Here is a 21238-nt window from a genome sequence, read left to right on the forward strand (position 1 = left end):
TTTTACTTTACAAGTTTATATCGTGCATCCTTAACATATATATTACCTGTGAATGGCCAACCGAAATTCTCTTGAACCGCCTGTTTAGCATTTTGCAGAAACCGGATTTTCGGTGTGTAAAAGCTAGGAACCGACTTCATCATTTACACGATTATTTAACGTAAATGATACGGATATAGGACGGAGCTTATTCGGTTGCGACCGAATAAGCTCCGAAGAAGTACCGAACAAGCACCGAAGAAGCACCGAAGGATCTCCGAATTTGATTATCTTGAAATATAAAAAAAGTCCCGCGCAGCGCACGGGACTTTTTACAAAATTTATTAGCTCTATTGCATAGGTCTTAGCCCAATGCTATTAAGCTTTCTTCAAGAATTTTAATCTTTGCTTCGGCATCTGCCTTTTTACTTTTTTCGTTTTCAACAATTTCAGGTTTAGCATTTTGCACAAACCGCTCATTGGAAAGCTTTTTGTCTACAGATACAAGGAAACCTTTTAGGTATTCCAATTCTTTGGCAATACGTTCACGTTCAGCATCCGCATCAATATTGTTCTCCAAAGTAACATAACATTCGTCTTTGCCAGCAAGGAAACTTGCGGCTCCGGCTACTTTCTCAGAAACAAAAGTTACGCCTTCCAAGTTTGCAATTTTGGTAATGATGTCAATATATTGTGCTAAATTGATATCTGATTGTTGATTGATAGCCAATGGCAATGCTACTTTAGGGGAGATACCTTTAGAATTGCGGATATTGCGAACTTCCGAAATAATTTGCTGAGCGACAGCGAAATCTTTGATAAGCTGCTCATCAAAATCAGTTGCTGTCGGATAAGCGGCGACGATAATGCAATCTTTCTCGTCTTTCACACCGAACAGTTCGTCGTGCCACAATTCTTCTGTCAAGAAAGGCATGAAAGGGTGTACTAAAGTGAGTATACGTTGGAAAAAAGATTTTACTGTCTCTAAGGTTTCACTAGAAATAGGGGAGCCATAAGCCGGTTTCACTAATTCAAGGTACCAAGCACAGAAGTCATCCCATACCAATTTGTAGGTTGTCATCAATGCATCTGATAAACGATAGTGTTTGAAGTTTTCTTCGATATCGACCAAGGCTTGATTTAACCTTGCCTCAAACCAAGATGCTGAAATCTTATCTGAATCTGAAGCCGGAGTAGCAGTAATTTCCCAACCTTTAACCAAGCGGAAGGCATTCCAGATTTTATTGGCAAAATTACGGCCCTGTACACAAAGTTCTACATCAAAAGGAAGGTCGTTACCTGCTGGAGCAGTCAATAACATGCCCATCCGCGTTGCATCTGCACCATATTCGTTCATCAAATCTATCGGATCGGGAGAGTTGCCCAGTGATTTAGACATTTTGCGGCCCAGTTTGTCCCGTACAATACCTGTGAAATAAACATTTTCAAAAGGCAATTGTCCACGGAACTCATAGCCCGAAACGATCATACGTGCTACCCAAAAGAAGATAATATCCGGAGCAGTGACTAAATCTTGCGTAGGGTAATAGTAATTAATTTCTGCATTTTCTGGTTCGTTGATGCCATTGAAAACTGAAATTGGCCATAGCCAAGCTGAAAACCAAGTATCAAGCACATCCTCATCTTGACGTAGATCGGTCAATTGAAGCGCTGTATTACCTGATTTTTCTTGCGCTAGAACAAGGGCCTCTTCAACCGTTTGTGCAACCACAAAGTCTTCGTTTCCGTCGCCATAGAAATACGCCGGTATCTGATGTCCCCACCACAATTGTCTTGAAATGTTCCAATCGGTAACATTCTCCATCCAGTTGCGGTAGATATTTTTGAATTTTGTCGGATGAAATTTAATGGTATCATTCATCACATTATCCAATGCCGGTTTTGCAAGATCTTCCATCTTTAGGAACCATTGATTGGAGATTTTTGGCTCTATAACAGCACCTGTTCGCTCTGAAGTTCCAACATTATTGGTATAGTTTTCAACTTGCTCCAATAACCCTTTTTCCTCAAGCTCTTTCTCGATTTCTTTACGTACTTTAAAACGATCCATACCTGCGTAATGCAGGCCATTGTCGTTTAGTTTTGCTTCGTCGGTAAAGATGTCGACAAATTCCAGGTTGTGCTTTTTACCTAGTGCATAGTCGTTCACATCGTGTGCTGGAGTAACTTTAAGGCATCCAGTACCAAACTCCAAATCGACATATTCATCTTCGATGATGTTCACCTTTCTGCCAACGATCGGCACAATGACTTGCTTTCCTTTTAACCAGGTATAGCGTTCATCATTGGGATTGATACACACGGCTGTGTCACCAAAGATGGTTTCAGGACGGGTAGTCGCCACAACAATGTATTGATCTGTTCCCTCAACCTGATATTTCAAGTGGTATAATTTGCCGTTTTTCTCTTTATAAATAACCTCTTCGTCTGAGATATTTGTTTTTGCTTCAGGATCCCAGTTGACCATGCGGTAACCACGATAGATTAATCCTTTATGATATAGATCGACGAATACACGGATAACAGATTGGTATAATTCTGGATCCATGGTAAAACGTGTACGATCCCAGTCACAGGAAGCGCCAAGTTTTTCGAGCTGTTTTAGAATAATACCACCGTATTTTTCCTTCCATTCCCAAGCATGTTTTAAGAAATCTTCACGAGATAAAGATCGTTTATCAATTCCTTGTTCTTTCAACATAGCGACGACCTTAGCTTCAGTGGCAATGGAGGCGTGATCGGTCCCCGGTACCCAACAAGCGTTTTTCCCCTGCATACGTGCCCGGCGAATCAAAACGTCTTGAATGGTATTATTCAGCATATGCCCCATGTGCAATACTCCCGTGACATTCGGAGGGGGCATCACAATCGTGTAAGGTTCACGTTCGTCCGGGGTGGAACGGAAAAATCCATTCGCTTTCCAATAGCTGTACCATTTTTCTTCAGCTTCTTTTGGATTGTAAGTTTTCGCTATGCTCATTTTAAATTTTTGTATTCAAACTTTTAAGGAACACAAAAGTAAGGAATTCTATGTTATTTTCCTTAGTAATCCATTGATCTTGTTCTCAAACAAAAAGAAGTTATGAATAATGGCTAAGCAATACGTTTAATGAGGATCCTCCTAAGCAGAAGAGGCGTTTATTGCAGTGAGGTAAAGCATAACGTAAGATTTATACTTTTTTAATCTTTTCTTCATATTACTAAGTAATTAGCCCGTATTTCATGTAAATTAATGTAAATTTGCCTGTTTTATTTTTACACGAAGGGATGCAACGATTTGCTAATGAGCTTAGAGCTTTAACACAGTATTTTCTGTTCTGGTTAATTATCTGTTTTATAGATAGATTGATTTTTGTTATTGCTTTTTTTGAGAAGATAGGTTTTTCTAATTTCACAGAAATTTTCAGGATTTATTACCATGGTCTGAATCTGGATTTTTCTGCAGTCTCCTATATCTGTGCATTACCATTTCTGGTGTATTGCCTATTAAGTTTCTTTCCAAAACTGAAACCCAAAAGACTGATCCTCGATATTTATACCATTATCGTCCTGGTATTGTTCTTTGTGACAAGTTTTATCAATGTCAATATTTATCGGGAGTGGGGCGACAAGATTTCTAAACGTGCCATAGATGCATTTTTTGCTTCGCCTTCGGGTGCCGTCGCTTCGGCTGAATCCACGCCGGTGTTTCTCCCCATCGTTGGGATGTTGATCGGTATATTCTGTGGTTATTTTCTGTACCGTTGGATGTTTAAAAAAGTCTCTTTTTTCAATATCAAATCTCCTGTAGGTAATTTTTTCAAACTGGCAATCGGAGTCTTTGTACTTTTCACGTTTATCCGCGGTGGTTATGGGAGAGCGACACTAAACCCTAGTAAAGCCTATTATTCCGAGGAAACGTTTTATAATCATGCAGCGGTTAATACCCAATGGTCTTTTTTACGGGATTTCTTTGCCGAAAGTACCAAACTGAAAAACCCCTATAATTATTACGCGGATCAGAAGGATTTTCAGGACAAGCTACGACCCGCCTTTCAAAGCCAACCTGATTCTGCCGTTGAGGTATTGTCAACGACTCGTCCGAATGTCGTTATTATTTTGTTGGAAAGTTTTGTCGGCGATCTCATTCAGTCTCTTGGCGGGGAAAAGGGAATTACGCCACACATGGAAGAATTGATTAAAGGCGGTATTTTGTTTGACCATATTTATTCTGCTGCTGATCGATCCGATAAGGGCATGGTAGCGGTGTTGAGCGGTTTTCCGGCACAAGGACCCGAGAGTATTATCAAGTATATCGACAAACATGAAAATATGCCTGCCATTGGACAGGAGTTCGATCATGCCGGCTATGAAACATCATTTTATCATGGTGGTCAGAGCGAGTTTTACAATTTTAAATCGTATATGCTGACGCATGGGATGTCTAGGGTGGTGGATAATGCCAATTTTGGATTGGATGCAGAACGTGCCTCATGGGGTGTATATGACCATGTGGTCTTTAATCAGATGATCAAGGATTTTAAAAAAGAAAAACAACCTTTCTTTTCGACGATCTTTACCTTAATTAATCACGAACCATTTGAGTTAAAACACGGCTATAAATTTGGCAATGCTACCAATGCGGATAAATTCCGAAGTACGGCAAACTATACGGATTCAGCTGTTTTTGATTTTATCAATAAAGCTAAAAAGGAAGCTTGGTATAAAAATACCCTTTTCGTAATTGTGGCTGATCATGGACATCGCCTTCCTTCAGAAAAATGGGAGCTATTTCACCCCAATCGCTTTCATATTCCGCTGATCTTTTTCGGTGATGTGATCAAACCTGAATATCGTGGGAAAATATTCAATAGAATCGGCAATCAAACGGATTTGGCGACTACCTTATTGACACAACTGAAACTCCCTACAGATCGTTATCATTGGAGCCGGGATCTTTTTAATCCGACGACACCTCAAATAGCGTTCTATAATTCCAAAGATGCCTTTGGAGTGATCACACCTCAACAGGCTGTTTCTTTTGATAATGTAGGACGGATTATTAATTATAGGTCCCATAAGGAATATCCCGCTGGCAAAACAGACAGCTTATTGAATATCGGTAAAGCGTATTATCAAGACGTATATCGTGAATTTTTAAAATATTAGAGCTATGAAATTAAGAGGAGTATTTGCACCTTATTTTGCTGTCGCAATTCGTTTTATCTTTCTTTTGGTCATCTATGCGTTATTGCGATTGGGGTTTTATGGCGTCAATGCTTCCTTATTTCCCCATGTCGATGCAGGTAAGCTCTTGGTGATGTTTGCGGGTGGTGTACGATTCGACATTGTAGCCCTGCTGTATTTTAATATTCTTTATATTGTGATGCTGACTGTTCCAGGTCCGTTTAAATCGAATAAAATCTATCAAAAAGTTGCAAAATGGATCTTTGTCGTGACCAATTCAATTGGTATAGCGTTAAATCTGATTGATTTTGCCTACTATCCATTTACCCTAAAAAGGACGACAGGAACGGTAATTGACCAATTTTCCAATGAATCCAACCTGTTGAAGCTGGCTTTTGATTTCTGTTTGGATTATTGGTATCTCATTATAGTGTTGGTACTGGTTGTGTATGGTTTGATTAAATCGTATAAGCTTATTCAGATTGAAAGGACTACGAAATATAGCTGGAAGTCATTTTTGATCCAATTGCCTTTATTTTTACTGACTGCTTTTCTTTTCATAGGTGGTGTGCGTGGCGGTTGGGCCCATAGTACCCGTCCCATTACATTGAGCAATGCGGGTGATTATGTGGAGACACCGGAAGAAATGAATATTGTGCTGAATACGCCATTTAGTATATTGAAAACATTGAAGGCTGTTAATCTTAAACCTGTCCATTATTATTCCGAACAAGAGCTTGAACAGTTATACAATCCTATTCATGTACCGCAATCAGACCAGCCCTTTGCGAAGAAAAATGTCGTCGTTCTGATTTTAGAGAGTTTTGCAAAAGAACATTTTGGTGAGTTGAATAAAGATATCCAAGATGGAAAATACAAAGGTTATACGCCTTTTTTGGATTCATTAATCCGCAATGCTTACACATTTACAGATACTTATGCCAATGGCCGTAAATCAATTGATGCTTTACCATCAGTCATTACCGGCATTCCTTCCATTGGTGAGCCTTTTGTGCTTTCGATATATTCTGGAAATGAAACCACAAGCTTAGCGAAGCTTTTAGGGAAAAAGGGATATGAGACTGCTTTTTTCCACGGAGCACCCAATGGCAGCATGGGCTTCTCCGCTTATATGAAACTGGCGGGTATCCAGCATTATTTTGGTAAAAACGAATATAACAATGACGCTGACTTTGATGGTATATGGGGAATCTGGGATGAACCGTTTTTGCAATTTGTAGCGAACAAGATCAACACGTTTCATCAGCCATTTTTCGCTAGTTTCTTCTCTTTATCTTCGCATCACCCATTTAAGGTACCTGAAAAGTATCAGGGGAAATTTCCTAAAGGACCTTTGCCCGTACAGGAACCCATTGGATATACCGATAATGCGCTGCGTGAATTTTTTGCAACAGCATCGAAAATGCCCTGGTACAAGAATACCGTATTTGTTATCTGTGCAGACCACGGTACTGTAAGCTACCTGCCGGAATATCAAACGGCAGCAGGGGGCTTCCAAATCCCTATTATATTTTATGCACCCGGTGATAATCTAGTTGGCAAAGCGGATAAACTGGTACAGCAAATAGATATTATGCCTACTATTTTGAATTATCTGCACTATGATGAGCCTTATTTCGCATTTGGTTCAGATGCCTTCAAACCGGGTAAGGATAATTTTGTGCTTAATAATAACTCAGGAAGCTATAATCTCTACTATAAAGATTATATGATGTCTTATGATGGACTGAAAGTGACTTCATTTTATGATCTTAAGAAGGACCGCTTGATGAAACAGGATCTGTTAAAACAACATCCGACGGTATTGGATACGATGGAGACCAAGATGAAAGCTTTTATCCAGCAATATAACAATCGTATGATTGAAAACAAGCTGACCTATAAAAAATAACAGCCGGTTTTCTACCTGTTCAATTTAGCGCGAATGCTTCTATCGATAATAAACAAAATCAAATCATAGACGAGGTAGATCAGGGGTAAGGTGAAGATGACCAACAGGATAAAACCGCGGGACTTTTCGTCAAAGACTCCATTGACAAGATAGTTGGCCAGACTGGACCAAAACCAGATGAAGAAGTAGAAAGAGCTTGGAATGATTAGATTTCCAAGTAGGAGTGCATAGCGGTATCGGCCAGTTTTGTATTTTAGATAAATACAGCGGATATGCAGGCAGAGCAGGCATATTGACCCGATCAGGGCGAGCAGCTCGGGATGTACCCAAAGAATTGCTTGTGCTAACATGGAGGTTTTTAAGCCAACTTCAATATGAAAACTCTCTTTCTTTTCTACCTGATCAATTCTCCAGTGAACAATGGAATCTGTTTGTAATTTGGCTGTTCCCAGATCCTGTGTAAGTACATCCATCTTCCCGTCGAGGTGCAGATACAGTTCAATCGGGCCAAAAGACGACCAGTACCTGGAAGGGAATAGGAGGTAGTCAATTTGGTATCTGGTCCGAATATCCCGTCGGTCATAGCCCATATAAGCGCTGTATTGAACCTGAATGCTGTTATCACCTTTGTGAAGCTTAGCGGTAAAATGAAATGCATCATTCAGCGAAATACTTTTCCATTCATCGCTGTCGTAGCTGATTTCATAATAGCCATCCTTTAAACGTAAAAAGGGAAATTTTGAACCGGGCTGATCCATTTTTTTTCCTTCAATTTCGTTCTGATTGACAAGGATGCGATCCAATCCGTCCATATTTAAAGCGAGAAATACCAGTGGTAATTCGATAGCCTCTTCTGCATGGATGTTATAGTCAATGCTGAAGTGACTGCGATAGTCCGAATTATAATCAGCAGTGTCTGCCAAAAGATGAATGTCAATACGCTCATTGGTAACTTTCAGCTTTGCGGCAGGAACAAGCTGTCCTGTTATGCTATGGGGGCTCATTGGATTTGCCATGTTGGCAAACAATGTCATTACAGCGAGTAATAGATATACAGTTGTTAGTAGAATTTTATACTTCATTTGCTTGATATTGTTTGCTTAACATCAAGTTTCATATTCGTATGCCGGCCTTTAAATGACAGTGTCGGTTGTATATTAGGATATGCTTGATCTTTAACAAGATGAAAGTAAAAATTAAAAAGGAGAAATTAAAAAGGCGATTTATATTCGTCTATCTCCGATTCATATTTGTCAAGTATATTGCTTCTATTCCGATGTCAATAAAAAACTTCATGATTTCGCAGGCACCCACAGCAATGGAAGCGAACTGAAGGTTATTTCTGGCCAATAATAGGAGACTCTTTCAGAAAAAAAAGACCCATGCCGCAAAGCATAGGTCTTTTATATTTCCAATTTTATTGAGGTTTAAACACCCAACAATAAACGAGCTGGATCTTCTAATAATTGTTTTACACGAACCAAGAAGCTTACTGATTCACGGCCATCGATGATGCGGTGATCATAAGAAAGTGCGATATACATCATTGGACGGATTACCACCTGACCATTTTCAGCAATAGGACGTTGGATAATGTTGTGCATACCCAAGATTGCGGATTGTGGAGCATTGATGATTGGCGTAGACATCATTGATCCGAATACACCACCGTTGGTAATTGTAAATGTACCACCGGTCATCTCGTCAATCGTTAATTTGTTGTCACGTGCTTTAACGGCAAGTGCAGCGATTGCTTTCTCGATTTGTTCCAATGACATTGCATCAGCGTTACGGATAATCGGAACAACTAAACCTTTAGGGGCAGAAACCGCGATTGAAATATCTGCGAAATCAGAATATACAATCTCGTTATCTTCGATACGTGCATTTACGGCAGGCCATTCAGCTAATGCAGTTGTTACAGCTTTTGTAAAGAATGACATGAAGCCAAGACCGATTCCAAATTTCTCTTTAAAGGTATCTTTATATTTAGCACGAAGATCCATGATCGGCTGCATATTGACTTCATTGAATGTTGTCAACATAGCCGTTTCGTTTTTAACGGCAACTAAGCGTTTCGCGATTGTTTTACGTAATGAAGATAATTTCTCACGACGTTCGTTTCTTGCACCCGCTACCGGAGCAACTGTCGCAGCAGGAGCAGCGGCAGGTTTTGCTGCTGGTGCAGCAGCTTTAGCGACAGGTTGAGCTTTTTCGGCATCTTCTTTTGTGATGCGACCTTCTTTACCTGTTCCTTTTATTGTAGAAGGATCAATTCCTTTTTCTCTTAAGATTTTTGCAGCAGCAGGAGAAGCTGTACCAGCAGCATAGCTATCTGGATCTTCATCTTTTGCAGCGGCAGCCGCAACTGGAGCTGCATTTGACGCTTCTGCAGCAGGGGCAGCAGCTGGAGCTGAACCACCGGCAGGAGCAGCGCCTTCTTCAATTGTACAAACAACGGCACCGATTTCTAAAGTATCACCTTCTTGTGCAATGATTCTTAAGATACCCGCTTTCTCAGCTGGTAATTCAAACGTTGCTTTGTCTGATTCCAGTTCGGCGATGTTTTCATCCATCTCCACATAATCGCCATCTTGTTTCAACCATTGTGATAAGGTTACCTCCGTGATTGATTCACCTACGGTTGGTACTTTAATTTCTAAGCTCATATATAATGTTCTTTATTGACAATTGCGTCCTATAGATAAGACGCAATTGATTTTAAATTGTTTTTATTCGAATGATTTATTTAAGATTTCTGCTTGTTGTGCAACATGTTGTTTCATGTAACCCGTAGCTGTACTTCCACTTTCTTTACGGGCAACAAAACCTGTAAATGCAATCTCAGTACCCATTAGTTTACGGCAGTAGTAAGACCATGCTCCCATGTTCTCATTTTCTTCCTGAACCCAAACAAATTCTTTTGCCTTGTTGTATTTTTTACGGATCGCTTTCAATTGCTCTGTAGGAATTGGGAATAATTGTTCCAATCTCACGATAGCGATATCTTTGCGTTTGTCCGTTTCTTGTTTTTCTAATAAGTCGTAGTAAACTTTACCCGAACAGAATAACACGCGTTTAACGTCTTTCGCCGCAACATTTGCATCATCAATTACCTCTTGGAAAGCAGCTTCTGTAAAATCTTTCAACGGTGATACCACTTTAGGGTGGCGCAACAATGATTTTGGCGTAAATACAACCAATGGTTTACGGAACTCACGTACAAGTTGACGACGCAACAAGTGGAAATAGTTAGCCGGAGTAGTACAGTTTGCTAAGATCATATTCTCATCTGCACATAACTCTAAGAATCTTTCGATACGTGCTGAAGAGTGCTCAGGACCTTGACCTTCCATACCATGAGGAAGCATCATAACTAAACCGTTAGAACGTTTCCATTTTGTCTCTGCACTCGATAAATATTGATCAACGATAATTTGAGCACCGTTATAGAAATCTCCGAATTGAGCTTCCCAGATTGTCAACGAATTTGGATTAGAAGATGCATAACCATATTCAAAACCCAAAACAGCATATTCTGAAAGTAACGAATTGTAGATAGAGAATTTATCGCCACCTTTAATATTGGCTAAAGGAACATATTTCTCTTCCGAATCTTCAAGCGTCAATACCGCATGACGGTGTGAGAATGTTCCACGTTGTACATCCTGACCCGAGATACGTACACGGTTACCTTGATCCAATAATGTCGCGTAGGCCATCAATTCGCCCATTGCCCAATCGTATGAATCAGCAGTGATCATTTTGGCACGATCTTCAAACAAACGTGTAATCTTACGGAAGAATTTTTTGTCCGAAGGTAAGGTTGTGATTTCTTTCGCTAATTTTAAGAATAGATCTTTTGCAACTTTCGTTTTATCTGAAGTTGTTAATACTTCACCTTTTTTAGCAGGACGCAATCCTTCCCATGCACCTTTAAACATCGGGATCTCTTCAGTCAATACCTCAACTGTTTTAGATTCCTCAAATTTAGTTTGCAATTCAGCTTTAAATTCTTTCTCGATATTTTTAGAATACGCCTCGTCAATACTTCCTTCAGTAATTAATTTTTTAGCGTAAACTTCTTTCGGGTTCGGATGTTTTTCGATGATTTTATACAACAATGGTTGCGTGAATTTTGGTTCATCAGCCTCATTGTGTCCAAATCTTCTATAACATAACAGATCGATAAATACGTCTGTTTTATATTTTTGACGGTATTCAACCGCTAAATTAATCGCATAAACTACCGCTTCAGCATCATCACCGTTCACATGGAACACAGGTGAAGAAGTGATTTTTGCTACGTCTGTACAGTATGTTCCAGAACGCGCATCCTTGTAGTTCGTTGTAAATCCAATCTGGTTGTTGATGACAATATGTACCGTACCGCCAGTTTTGTAACCATCGAGTTTGGACATTTGGGTTACTTCGTAGACTACACCTTGTCCAGCAATTGCTGCGTCACCGTGAATGATGATCGGTGCAATTTTAGAAGAGTCGCCTTCGTATTTGAAATCAATCTTAGAACGGACCATACCTTCAACGATTGGATCTACAGTTTCCAAATGCGAAGGGTTCGGAGCCAAACTTAAGTGGACAGATTTGCCATCGTTTGTTTTGACCTCAGATGAAAAGCCCAAATGGTATTTTACGTCACCACCAAAGTTTACTTCAGGATCATCAGCGTAAGTCTTACCTTCAAATTCAGAGAATACTGATTTGTAAGATTTACCCATGATATTAGTCAATACATTCAGACGGCCACGGTGAGCCATACCGATAACAAATTCCTGGATACCGATTTCTGCACCTTTTTCAATGACTGAATCTAATGCTGGGATTAAACTTTCTGCGCCTTCCAATGAGAAACGTTTTTGACCTAAAAACTTAGTGCCTAAAAAGTTTTCGAATACAACGGCGTGGTTTAATTTGTTTAAAATTCTCTTTTTTGTGTCCAACGAGAATTTTGGCATGTTACGGTCCGCTTCCATACGGTCCTGTAACCATTTAATTTTTTCTGGGTTACGGATATATTTGAATTCTGCACCAATAGAACGGCAGTAAGTATCCTCCACCAATTGACGGATGTCTTTTAATGTTGCTGGACCTAAACCGACTTCAACACCTGCATTAAAAACGGTGTTCATGTCTGCTTCAGCAAGACCAAACGTTTCTAATTCCTTGCCAGGATAGTATTTACGTCTCTCACGAACAGGGTTAGTGTGTGTGAATAGGTGGCCACGGTCGCGGTAGCCATTGATCATGTTCAGCACATTGATTTCTTTCAATACGTGCTCGGGAGTAGCCTCGCCTACTGAACTTGTTGTTCCGCCAGCATTTTGACCGAAATCAAAACCTTCAAAGAATTTTTGCCATCCGAAATCTACCGATTGGGGATCTTGCTTGTACGATTGATATAAGCCATCGACATAAGCCGAATCAGCATTACTCAAATATGTCAGATTGTCCATTTACAATTAAAACTATGAAATTTGTCAAAGTTATGAATAAAAAAAGAGTTTCTAATACTGAAATTGAATAATTTAATCAATAAACCTATCCAATTCTTAACATTTTTAGCATGATTTAAAAAGGGCTTCCAGCGTCCTACAAATTTATTTTCTATTGGAATTATTTATTTCTGCCGAAGATTTATTTAACAAGTATTTCGTCCAATTTTGGAAGTCCATTTGGGAAATGAGTTTTGATCAATTTTTGCCAGTCCAGCGCTTTATTGTCTTTTTCGCTTGTCCCAACTCCGGCAATATGAGACCACTGTCCGTAAACAGTTGCCGGAGAATAGTCTAATAGGTGCTCCTCGTACCAGGAAGCGCCACGAAGCCAGTTGACCTGGTACTCATGAACTAAATAGCTGGCTGCGATTAAGCGTGCTTGATAAGGGATATAGCCGGTCTTCTGTAACTGGATCATCACACTGTTTATAAAATCATGTTCCGTGTGGCCCGATTTCCATTTTTCAAATAATTCTTCATTCCCGTCTAAGGTCGGATGATCCTGAGGGGAGCTGTTTTTAGTGCCTTGTGGCTTAAAGAATATATTCGGATATTTTTTAAGCATAAACCTAAAATAATCGCGCCAGAGCAGAATGTCGACAATCTTTTCAAATCGTTTGTCTTTCTTACCTTCACCAAGTTTTTTGATATTGTTATAGAGTAAAATAGGCGACAAGGCCCCTGACGCTATAAAAGGCCCTAGAATCAAAGGGTCCTGTTCTGTCTCCGGAAAGGTTGACAATAGCGCATGCATAATACTAAGCGCAGTGTCTTCGCCACCGAGAATATAGATGTCATCAACAGATTTGATCTCCTCTTCTGAATAGCCCAAATCTTTTAATGAAGGAATTTTGGTGTCCTCAAGATGGGGCGGCGTAAGGAAATTGGTCGGAAATGGGATGGGTTGCCTCACCAGACTTTCCCGCTCTACTTTTTTCTTGAAAATGGAAAAACCATTGGGTATGTCTTTAATAGGGAAAGGAAGATCTTCCTTATGGTAGAGGGTGTGACCGATGAAATGGCGCAAATTTATTTTGCTGCTCCAAAGCTCACTTTCTACTTTTTCCGAAATAGAAGTTTCCCGAAGTGCCACCTCGCGGTGATGATAAACTTCGTTGACTTGGTATTTTTGTGCTATTCTTGGGATAATATCTTCAGGTTTGCCAATATAAGTCAACAAGTCGCTACCATGACTCTTTAATTTTTCTTTTAAAGCGGTCACGGCTTCAATGACAAAGGCCGCTCGCAGAACACCTGTGTTTAAAGTGCCAAATTGATTGCGGTCGAAATATCGGGGGTCAAAACAGTATACCGGGATGATGAATGAACTTTTTTCAGAAGCTTGATAAAATACTTCATTGTCATGAAGTCTTAAATCATTTCGAAACCAGATCATTGTAGCCCTTTTGTCCATAGAGGTGAAGATAAATACTTTTTAGTGCAGCCTATTTTCAGAAGATTTACAAATATATAAGGATATTGTGTTCTTGAAAGTATTTATGCGCGAATTGACAAAAAAAGGACAATGGCGGTACTTGTTTGGATGGTTTACGCTATTTTGGTTAGGAAAAAATAAAAATAGTGTTAAACTTATTTGATGTTTCTCTGTTCTAAAATCAGGGAATTATGATATTTGTAAGTTATTTCCGTTACTCTTGAAACAATCCGAGTAACATACTAAAAGCGTAAGAAAAACATGGAAAAGATTGCTGCATCACCAATGGAACCGTCCTAGGGATTTTATTCGTTTTAGCGAATAAAAGGGTAATATATAAATTCAGCGTACTAGGAAGGAACGATCCTATTTAATGGCTCACGATCGTAAGAACGAATCATTAAATCGTGGTAGTTTCAAAGCCAAAAATATAGAGAATTCGAATGAAAAAGGTTTTAATCAGCGGGCTAAATACCTATTTGGGACGACGGGCATCCTGTTATTTGCAATCCAAAGATTTTGATGTGACTGGATTAGTGCGCAACTTATCCCTTTTTAATAAAATAGTAAAGGAAAAGGTGACGGCAAAGCTTTTTGAATTGGACCTGTTGCGAAAAGGGGAAGCTTTTGAGAATTTTCAGATTGCTGAACTCAATTTTGGAATTTATTTTACGCAGGTTCCCTCACTTGACAATGATATACAGCTTCAGCTTGAATTGCTTGGTCTGCGCAATTTCGTGGAAATTTGTAGACGTGCCGGAAATAACCGCGTCATTTATGTCGCGAGGCTAATGGATGAACATTTTTTGGAGCCTGTGCGCGATCTGCTGGAAAATTTACGCGTCCAATATACCATTGTGATTAAAAGTAGCGTCATCGGGAAGGAGAGTGTCTTGAACCGCATATTTGCGAAACTTGCCAAACGGCAGACCATATTTTATTGGAACTGGGTGGCTTCCCTGAAGTTTCGCCCCCTGCCTTTGCTCGATGTTTACCGCTGGCTACGAGAAATGCCTTGGGAAAATAATTTTATATCAGAAGTTATTTACTTCGGTGGCAATGAGGAAATGACATTTAGAGGCTTATTTTACCATTTCCTGAAGTGCACTTCCGAAGGCCAAAAGAGAGAAATAGGCGTCAATAAATTCTTTGCTAAGCTCTTGTTGACAAGGTTGAATGATATCAATAAAGAAGATATTGATGAATTTAGGCGAGTACTTTATTATGAGAAAAATGTAGATAATTCAACTTGGCAGCGCGTACAGGCATTTGAATTTACGCCCTTGAAATCCTATGTCTGCATGGATACCTAGGTAATGGTTGAGGTTGTTATACTGATGATAAGAGAGCGGGATCCAAGATCGCTAAAGGTTTTTTCTTTATATCCTGTTTAATAAATTATTCTGTTAAATTTGTGGATTAACATGTTGAAGCAGATTTAATATATGGGATACAATAGTTTAGAAGCATGTGTTGCGGATCTTGAAAAACATGGTCATTTAATCCGGATCAAAGAAGAGGTCGATCCCTATTTGGAAATGGCCGCCATCCATATGCGGGTGTTTGATGTTGAAGGGCCCGCCTTATTTTTTGAAAATATCAAAGGTTCGGAATTTCCGGCTGTATCTAATTTGTTTGGAACGCTGGAACGCTCGAAGTTTATGTTCCGGGATTCGTTAGACCACCTGAAGAAATTGGTGGATGTTAAGATGAATCCTGCTGCAGTACTTAAAAATCCTTTTCAATATATTGGTTCCTCGATGACAGCCCTTGGGGCTTTACCCTGGAAAAAAAAATCGGGGGCTCCCATACTTCATGGTAAAACATCAATTAGTAAACTTCCGCAGATCGTCAACTGGCCAATGGACGGCGGTGCTTTTGTGACGATGCCGCAGGTATATACAGAAGATGTTGCCAAACCCGGTATTATGCAGGCCAATCTGGGGATGTATCGGATTCAGCTTTCTGGGAATGATTATCTGCCTGATCAGGAGATTGGTTTACATTATCAGTTGCATCGTGGTATCGGAATCCATCAAACTAAGGCAAATGCGCTCGGTAAACCTTTAAAGGTGAGTATTTTTGTCGGCGGACCGCCAGCACATCCCTTGTCTGCTGTAATGCCGCTACCGGAAGGACTCTCTGAGATGATCTTTGCCGGAGCATTGGGAAATAGAAGATTTCGCTATTTTTATGATGATGAAGGCTTTTGTATCTCTGCGGATGCGGACTTTGTTATTACAGGTACCATTTATCCCAACGAAAATAAACCGGAAGGTCCTTTTGGGGACCATATCGGATACTATAGTTTAACTCACCCGTTTCCCTTGATGAAGGTGCATAATGTGTACCACAAGAAAAATCCAATTTGGTCTTTTACGGTTGTGGGGCGACCCCCGCAGGAAGATACTAGCTTTGGTGCTTTAATCCATGAAATTACGGGTGCGGCTATTCCAAAGGAGATTTCGGGTCTCCATGCCGTTAATGCTGTTGATGCGGCTGGTGTACATCCCTTGCTTTTTGCAATAGGGTCTGAACGGTATACGCCTTATCAGCGTGTCGATCGACCGCAGGAAATTTTAACAATAGCCAATCAGATACTGGGTAAAAATCAGCTCAGCCTTGCTAAATATTTGTTTATTTCAGCACATGAAGATAATCCGCAATTGGATATTTATGATATTCCGGCTTTTTTGGGGCATATCCTTGAACGCATAGACCTTACTCGAGATGTTCATTTTCAGACCAATACGACTATTGATACCTTAGATTATTCCGGCGATGGATTAAATGCCGGTTCAAAGGTGGTTTTTGCTGCCGCTGGTACAAAGAAAAGAACATTGGGCCGTGAATTGCCAGCCAATTTTGAGCTGCCACGACCTTTTAATCAGGCAAAATTTGTCATACCTGGTGTTATTGCGATAGATGGACAGGCATTCTCCACATACGAGCATGAATCGAAAATTATGGCGGAATGGTGTCGCGCTGCCGCTGCAAGCTCCTGGGAAGGTTTTCCATTGATCGTTTTATGCGATGATGCTAACTTTACCGCTGCTACTGTCAATAACTTTGTTTGGACAACGTTTACCCGGAGTAATCCTGCGTATGATATTTATGGAATAAATAGTTTTACAGCATTTAAACATTGGGGTTGTGAAGGTCCTCTGATTATTGATGCGCGAACAAAACCCCACCATGCCCCGGCTTTGATTAAAGATGAAGCGGTGGAAAGACGTGTGGATCAGCTTGCTGCAAAGGGAGGCTCGCTGCATGGAGTTATTTAAGAGCGCTTAATGCCTGTTCATTCAGGTTTATGGTTGAGAAATTAAATTAGAATAGATTTTAAAAGGTATAACATCAAGATGAATACAGCAGAATTATTGATTAAATCAAAAGGAAGCGAATTACAGTTTCAGGAAGTATTGGCTCATATTGCCGATCATTACAGCTATAGTCCCAGTGCATTTCAGAATGGGACGTTGAAAAATTCGAAAGAAGAAAATCAAGGCAGCGCAAAAGTTTTCTATTTTGCACAGTTGAATGGTCTTTCGCAGGAGGATACCTTGCGCCTTTTTGCCGAGCATTATCAGAATGTACTCGATAATCCTGAGGGAGAGGGACATCAGAACATTCGTCAATTTAGGACAAATGGCTGGGATGGGATCCTGTTTGAGGAAGAAGTACTGGTGAAAAAATAATAAATTTAACCTAGTAGCGGTAAAAACCTGAGATGCACAGGAAAACATCTTGTTGTGGCAGTTTTGAAAAGACAAAATTGAAATGGCCATTCCACAGGGTAGCATAGGTGCTACACGATAACGAAACCACGGGAATAGAGAGGGCAGTAACAATAGATTACTGCCCTCTCTTTTTCAACTATTTTGTCAGCTAAGCGGTTGGCTTAAGCATTACTTTCGCAATCCTGGTCTTTGTTCCCACCAAAATAAACCATCCAGCAGATACCGAATTGATCCTGAAAAGCGCTGTATAGTTCGGCAAAAAATGTTTCGCCAAGTGGCATTTCAACGACCTTTGCATTGGTGCTCAGTGCATCGTACAAAGCTTTCGCTTCGGTGGTGCTTTCGCACATCAGCATGACATAGCTGTTGTTTCCTTGGATATATTGTTGTCCAAAAGCAGGAACAACATCAGCTCCCATCAGCATACTATCGCCGTTGATCGAAATTGCTGTATGACAGATTTTGTTTTTTGCTTCGTCTGGAACAGGTGGCATCTGTGGGTCGGCAGGGATATCTCCATAACGCATGAAGCCAGGATTTTTTGTATTGAAGACTTTTTCATAAAAGTTGAATGCTTCTTCACAGTTTCCGTCGAAATTTAGATAAGCGTGTAATTTTGCCATGATTTCTAATTTTTGAATATAATGATTACTTCTTTTAACTCTTTTCTCAATTTTTCCTTCCTATAAGACTATAAATAAATAGCTTGGAAGCACATTGGTAAAATTAAGCTGAAGTTTTCTTAAAAATCTTGCCTTAAGGCAAGATTTAAAAAAGTAGTCCTTTGGGCGTTACCACGGTTTAATTTCCGTGGACAATTTCTTTCCGGATGCGGCTTAGGGAAGTGTCGGTGATGCCCAGGTAGGAAGCAATATGCTTGAGTGGTGCCTGCTGTATCAATATTGGTTTTTCTTTTATCAAGCGCAAATAGCGGGTAGTAGCAGGCTCGGTAATCATGGCAATAGCCCTATTTTTACTGTGAACAAGTTCCTTGGCCATCCAAGAACGCCCCCATTCCCTAAATTCAGGAATCTGATGAAAAAGTTCCTGAAAATCTTCAAACTTTATTTTCCAGAGACGGGTTTCCATGAGTGCCTGGATATTTTCCACCGTTGGATGGCGTTGAAAAAAAGAGGCGACTTCAATGACAACATCATTGTCCGTACAGAAGCTTATGGTAACTTCATTGCCTTCATAATCGTGTAAAAAGGAGCGTGTAAGTCCATACTCAATCAAGTAATAAGCATTTGAAACCTGTCCTTTGGTCAATATAAAATCGCCCTTTTTGACGGTTATGGCTTCATGTTTTTCTGTAATTGCAGTTAATTCCTGAGGAGTTAGTGCAAGCTCACTATAGAAGGTTCTAATTAGATCCATGTCCTGGTTATTTGATTACGAAGTTAATTTAACGATTAATCTGCAGATCAATTGTTAATAGATTGTGTGATTATTGTAAACAAATAAGTGTTTCGTTGATAATTTTGTTTGTTTTGAAAAGTATTTTTGATAAAAATATAATAAATATTAAAAATTATTATGAATTTAGTTTTTAATTGTTTTACTTTGTATCAATAACATAATGTAAAAACGAAATATTTAAAATTTTCATAATATGTGTGGAATTATTGGCGCTTTTGAATTAAAGCAACCTGCAAGCTCATTGAGATCTCAAGTATTAGAAATGTCAAAACGTATTCGCCACCGTGGTCCGGATTGGTCGGGTATATTCACCGGTGAGAAAGCTTTATTGGCACACGAGCGGTTAGCTATTGTTGACCCTAAATCTGGAAGTCAACCATTGTACAGTCCGGACGGTAAAGTTGTACTAGCAGTTAATGGCGAGATCTATAACCACCATGAATTAAGAAATAGCCTTCCTGATTATGAGTTCTCGACACAAAGTGACTCTGAAGTTGTGTTGGCATTATATTTAGCGAAAGGTCCCTCATTTGTGGATGAATTAAATGGTATTTTTGGTTTTGCACTCTATGATTCACGTGATGATTCCTTTTTTGTCGCACGTGACCATATGGGAATTATCCCTCTATATTATGGTGAAGATGAGCAGGGGCAATTGTTCGTTGCATCCGAATTAAAATCACTGGAAGGTTTCTGTACGACGATTGAACAATTTCCTCCGGGGCATTACTTGTATAGCAAAACGGGGAAAGCTCCGCAGCGCTGGTATCAACGTGATTGGGAAAGTTACGATGTTGTAAAAGACAACGAGACCGATATCGCTGTTTTGCGCAAAGGTTTGGAAGATGCGGTGCATCGTCAATTGATGTCAGATGTACCTTACGGTGTACTGCTGTCTGGTGGATTGGATTCATCGGTTATTGCTGCGGTAACGAAGAAGTTTGCATCCAAACGTATCGAAAGTGACGACAAAGAAGATGCCTGGTATCCTCAACTGCATTCATTTGCGGTGGGATTGAAGGGAGCACCGGATTTAATTGCGGCACAGAAAGCAGCAGATCATATCGGAACAATACACCACGAGATCAACTTTACCATCCAAGAAGGATTGGATGCGATCCGTGACGTGATCTACCACTTGGAGACTTATGACGTCACGACGGTACGCGCTTCTACACCGATGTATTTATTAGCTCGTGTAATCAAATCAATGGGCATTAAAATGGTATTGTCGGGTGAAGGGTCAGACGAACTCTTTGGTGGGTATCTTTATTTTCATAAAGCGCCAAATGCACAGGAATTTCACGAGGAAACTGTACGCAAGCTGAAAAAGCTTTACCTGTACGACTGTCTGCGGGCAAATAAATCACTTGCAGCATGGGGTGTTGAAGGGCGTGTACCTTTCCTAGATAAAGAATTTATGGACATTGCGATGCGTATCAATCCTTCCGATAAAATGATTCGCGAAGGAAGGATGGAGAAATGGGTTGTACGTAAGGCATTTGAAGACTATCTGCCAGAAAGCATCGCATGGCGCCAGAAAGAGCAATTTTCTGACGGTGTAGGCTATAGCTGGATCGATACCTTGAAAGAGCAGGCTGAAAGTAAAGTTTCTGATCAGGAGTTTGCCGAGGCTTCAACGCGCTTCCCGATAAACACACCGAAAAATAAGGAAGAGTTTTTATATCGGACAATTTTCGAGTCCCATTTTCCTTCAACAGCGGCGGCACAAACTGTTCCTTCGGTAAAATCTGTCGCATGCAGTACACCAGAGGCCTTGGCTTGGGATGCTTCTTTCCAGCATCTGAATGATCCATCGGGTCGGGCTGTGGCCTCGGTTCACCAAGAGAGCTACGAAAAATCCAAAGTGGAAGCCGTGTAACTAATCAACCCTCATATCTATATTTGGTAAAGCCTGGAAAGTTTCTTTTCAGGCTTTTTATGTTTTTTTTTCAACTAAATAAGGGTATATTATTTAATTGATTAAAAATGAATGTGTGTTTTTAAATATTGTTTAGTAATTTTCGGAAAAGCCAATCACAGGAAACTT

At 40.0% G+C, this 21238-nt stretch carries 13 protein-coding genes; 6 read left to right on the forward strand and 7 right to left on the reverse strand.

What is annotated here, in order from left to right; genetic code table 11:
• Positions 1-343: 343 nt before the first annotated feature.
• The gene (locus tag B2O97_RS03530) at positions 344-2980 is read right to left on the reverse strand and encodes a valine--tRNA ligase (protein WP_112375522.1); all 2637 of its coding nucleotides are present in this window, start codon (positions 2978-2980) and stop codon (positions 344-346) included.
• A gap of 287 nt (positions 2981-3267) precedes the next feature.
• On the opposite strand from B2O97_RS03530, the gene B2O97_RS03535 reads away from it, so the two are divergent.
• Positions 3268-5148 (forward strand): LTA synthase family protein, encoded by a 1881-nt coding sequence (locus tag B2O97_RS03535; RefSeq protein ID WP_286766938.1) that lies wholly within the window; start codon positions 3268-3270, stop codon positions 5146-5148.
• Positions 5149-5152: 4 nt separating this feature from the next.
• Positions 5153-7078 carry an LTA synthase family protein gene (locus B2O97_RS03540; protein WP_286766939.1) on the forward strand — a complete coding sequence of 642 codons (1926 nt, stop codon included), beginning with the start codon at positions 5153-5155 and terminating at the stop codon, positions 7076-7078.
• Positions 7079-7089: 11 nt separating this feature from the next.
• Here the strand turns inward: B2O97_RS03540 and B2O97_RS03545 are convergent, their stop codons facing one another.
• The 4 genes from B2O97_RS03545 to B2O97_RS03560 all read right to left on the reverse strand — a co-directional run bounded on the left by B2O97_RS03545 (position 7090) and on the right by B2O97_RS03560 (position 13990).
• Entirely contained in the window at positions 7090-8160 is a 1071-nt protein-coding gene (locus B2O97_RS03545) for a hypothetical protein (RefSeq protein ID WP_286766940.1), read from the reverse strand.
• 345 nt (positions 8161-8505) lie between these two features.
• A complete protein-coding gene (gene odhB, locus B2O97_RS03550; RefSeq protein WP_115046705.1) occupies positions 8506-9747 on the reverse strand; it encodes a 2-oxoglutarate dehydrogenase complex dihydrolipoyllysine-residue succinyltransferase in 1242 nt (413 codons plus the stop codon).
• A 63-nt stretch (positions 9748-9810) separates the two neighbouring features.
• On the reverse strand, positions 9811-12552 hold the full coding sequence (locus tag B2O97_RS03555; protein ID WP_070562932.1) for a 2-oxoglutarate dehydrogenase E1 component: 2742 nt from the start codon (positions 12550-12552) through the stop codon (positions 9811-9813).
• Positions 12553-12733: 181 nt separating this feature from the next.
• Entirely contained in the window at positions 12734-13990 is a 1257-nt protein-coding gene (locus B2O97_RS03560; protein ID WP_236585989.1) for a deoxyribodipyrimidine photo-lyase, read from the reverse strand.
• 482 nt (positions 13991-14472) lie between these two features.
• Between B2O97_RS03560 and B2O97_RS03565 the strand changes: the two genes are divergently transcribed.
• From B2O97_RS03565 to B2O97_RS03575, 3 genes are all read left to right on the forward strand, one after another.
• A complete protein-coding gene (locus tag B2O97_RS03565; protein WP_286766941.1) occupies positions 14473-15342 on the forward strand; it encodes a hypothetical protein in 870 nt (289 codons plus the stop codon).
• A gap of 132 nt (positions 15343-15474) precedes the next feature.
• Positions 15475-17313: a UbiD family decarboxylase gene (locus B2O97_RS03570; protein WP_201638571.1), complete on the forward strand. Its 1839-nt coding sequence runs from the start codon at positions 15475-15477 to the stop codon at positions 17311-17313.
• A 78-nt stretch (positions 17314-17391) separates the two neighbouring features.
• Positions 17392-17727: a HopJ type III effector protein gene (locus tag B2O97_RS03575; protein WP_070562923.1), complete on the forward strand. Its 336-nt coding sequence runs from the start codon at positions 17392-17394 to the stop codon at positions 17725-17727.
• Between the two features lie 203 nt (positions 17728-17930).
• Here the strand turns inward: B2O97_RS03575 and B2O97_RS03580 are convergent, their stop codons facing one another.
• Together B2O97_RS03580 and B2O97_RS03585 are read right to left on the reverse strand one after the other, a co-directional pair.
• A complete protein-coding gene (locus B2O97_RS03580) occupies positions 17931-18392 on the reverse strand; it encodes a VOC family protein (protein ID WP_070562920.1) in 462 nt (153 codons plus the stop codon).
• Positions 18393-18570: 178 nt separating this feature from the next.
• Positions 18571-19146, reverse strand: coding sequence for a Crp/Fnr family transcriptional regulator (locus B2O97_RS03585; protein WP_070562917.1), 576 nt, complete (start codon positions 19144-19146; stop codon positions 18571-18573).
• A gap of 235 nt (positions 19147-19381) precedes the next feature.
• Here B2O97_RS03585 and asnB point away from each other — a divergent pair, with 235 nt between their 5' ends.
• On the forward strand, positions 19382-21070 hold the full coding sequence (asnB, locus tag B2O97_RS03590; RefSeq protein ID WP_286766942.1) for an asparagine synthase B: 1689 nt from the start codon (positions 19382-19384) through the stop codon (positions 21068-21070).
• The last annotated feature ends 168 nt before the right edge of the window (positions 21071-21238 follow it).

The sequence above is a fragment of the Sphingobacterium sp. UBA865 genome, assembly GCF_002295765.1.
GTDB lineage: Bacteria > Bacteroidota > Bacteroidia > Sphingobacteriales > Sphingobacteriaceae > Sphingobacterium > Sphingobacterium multivorum.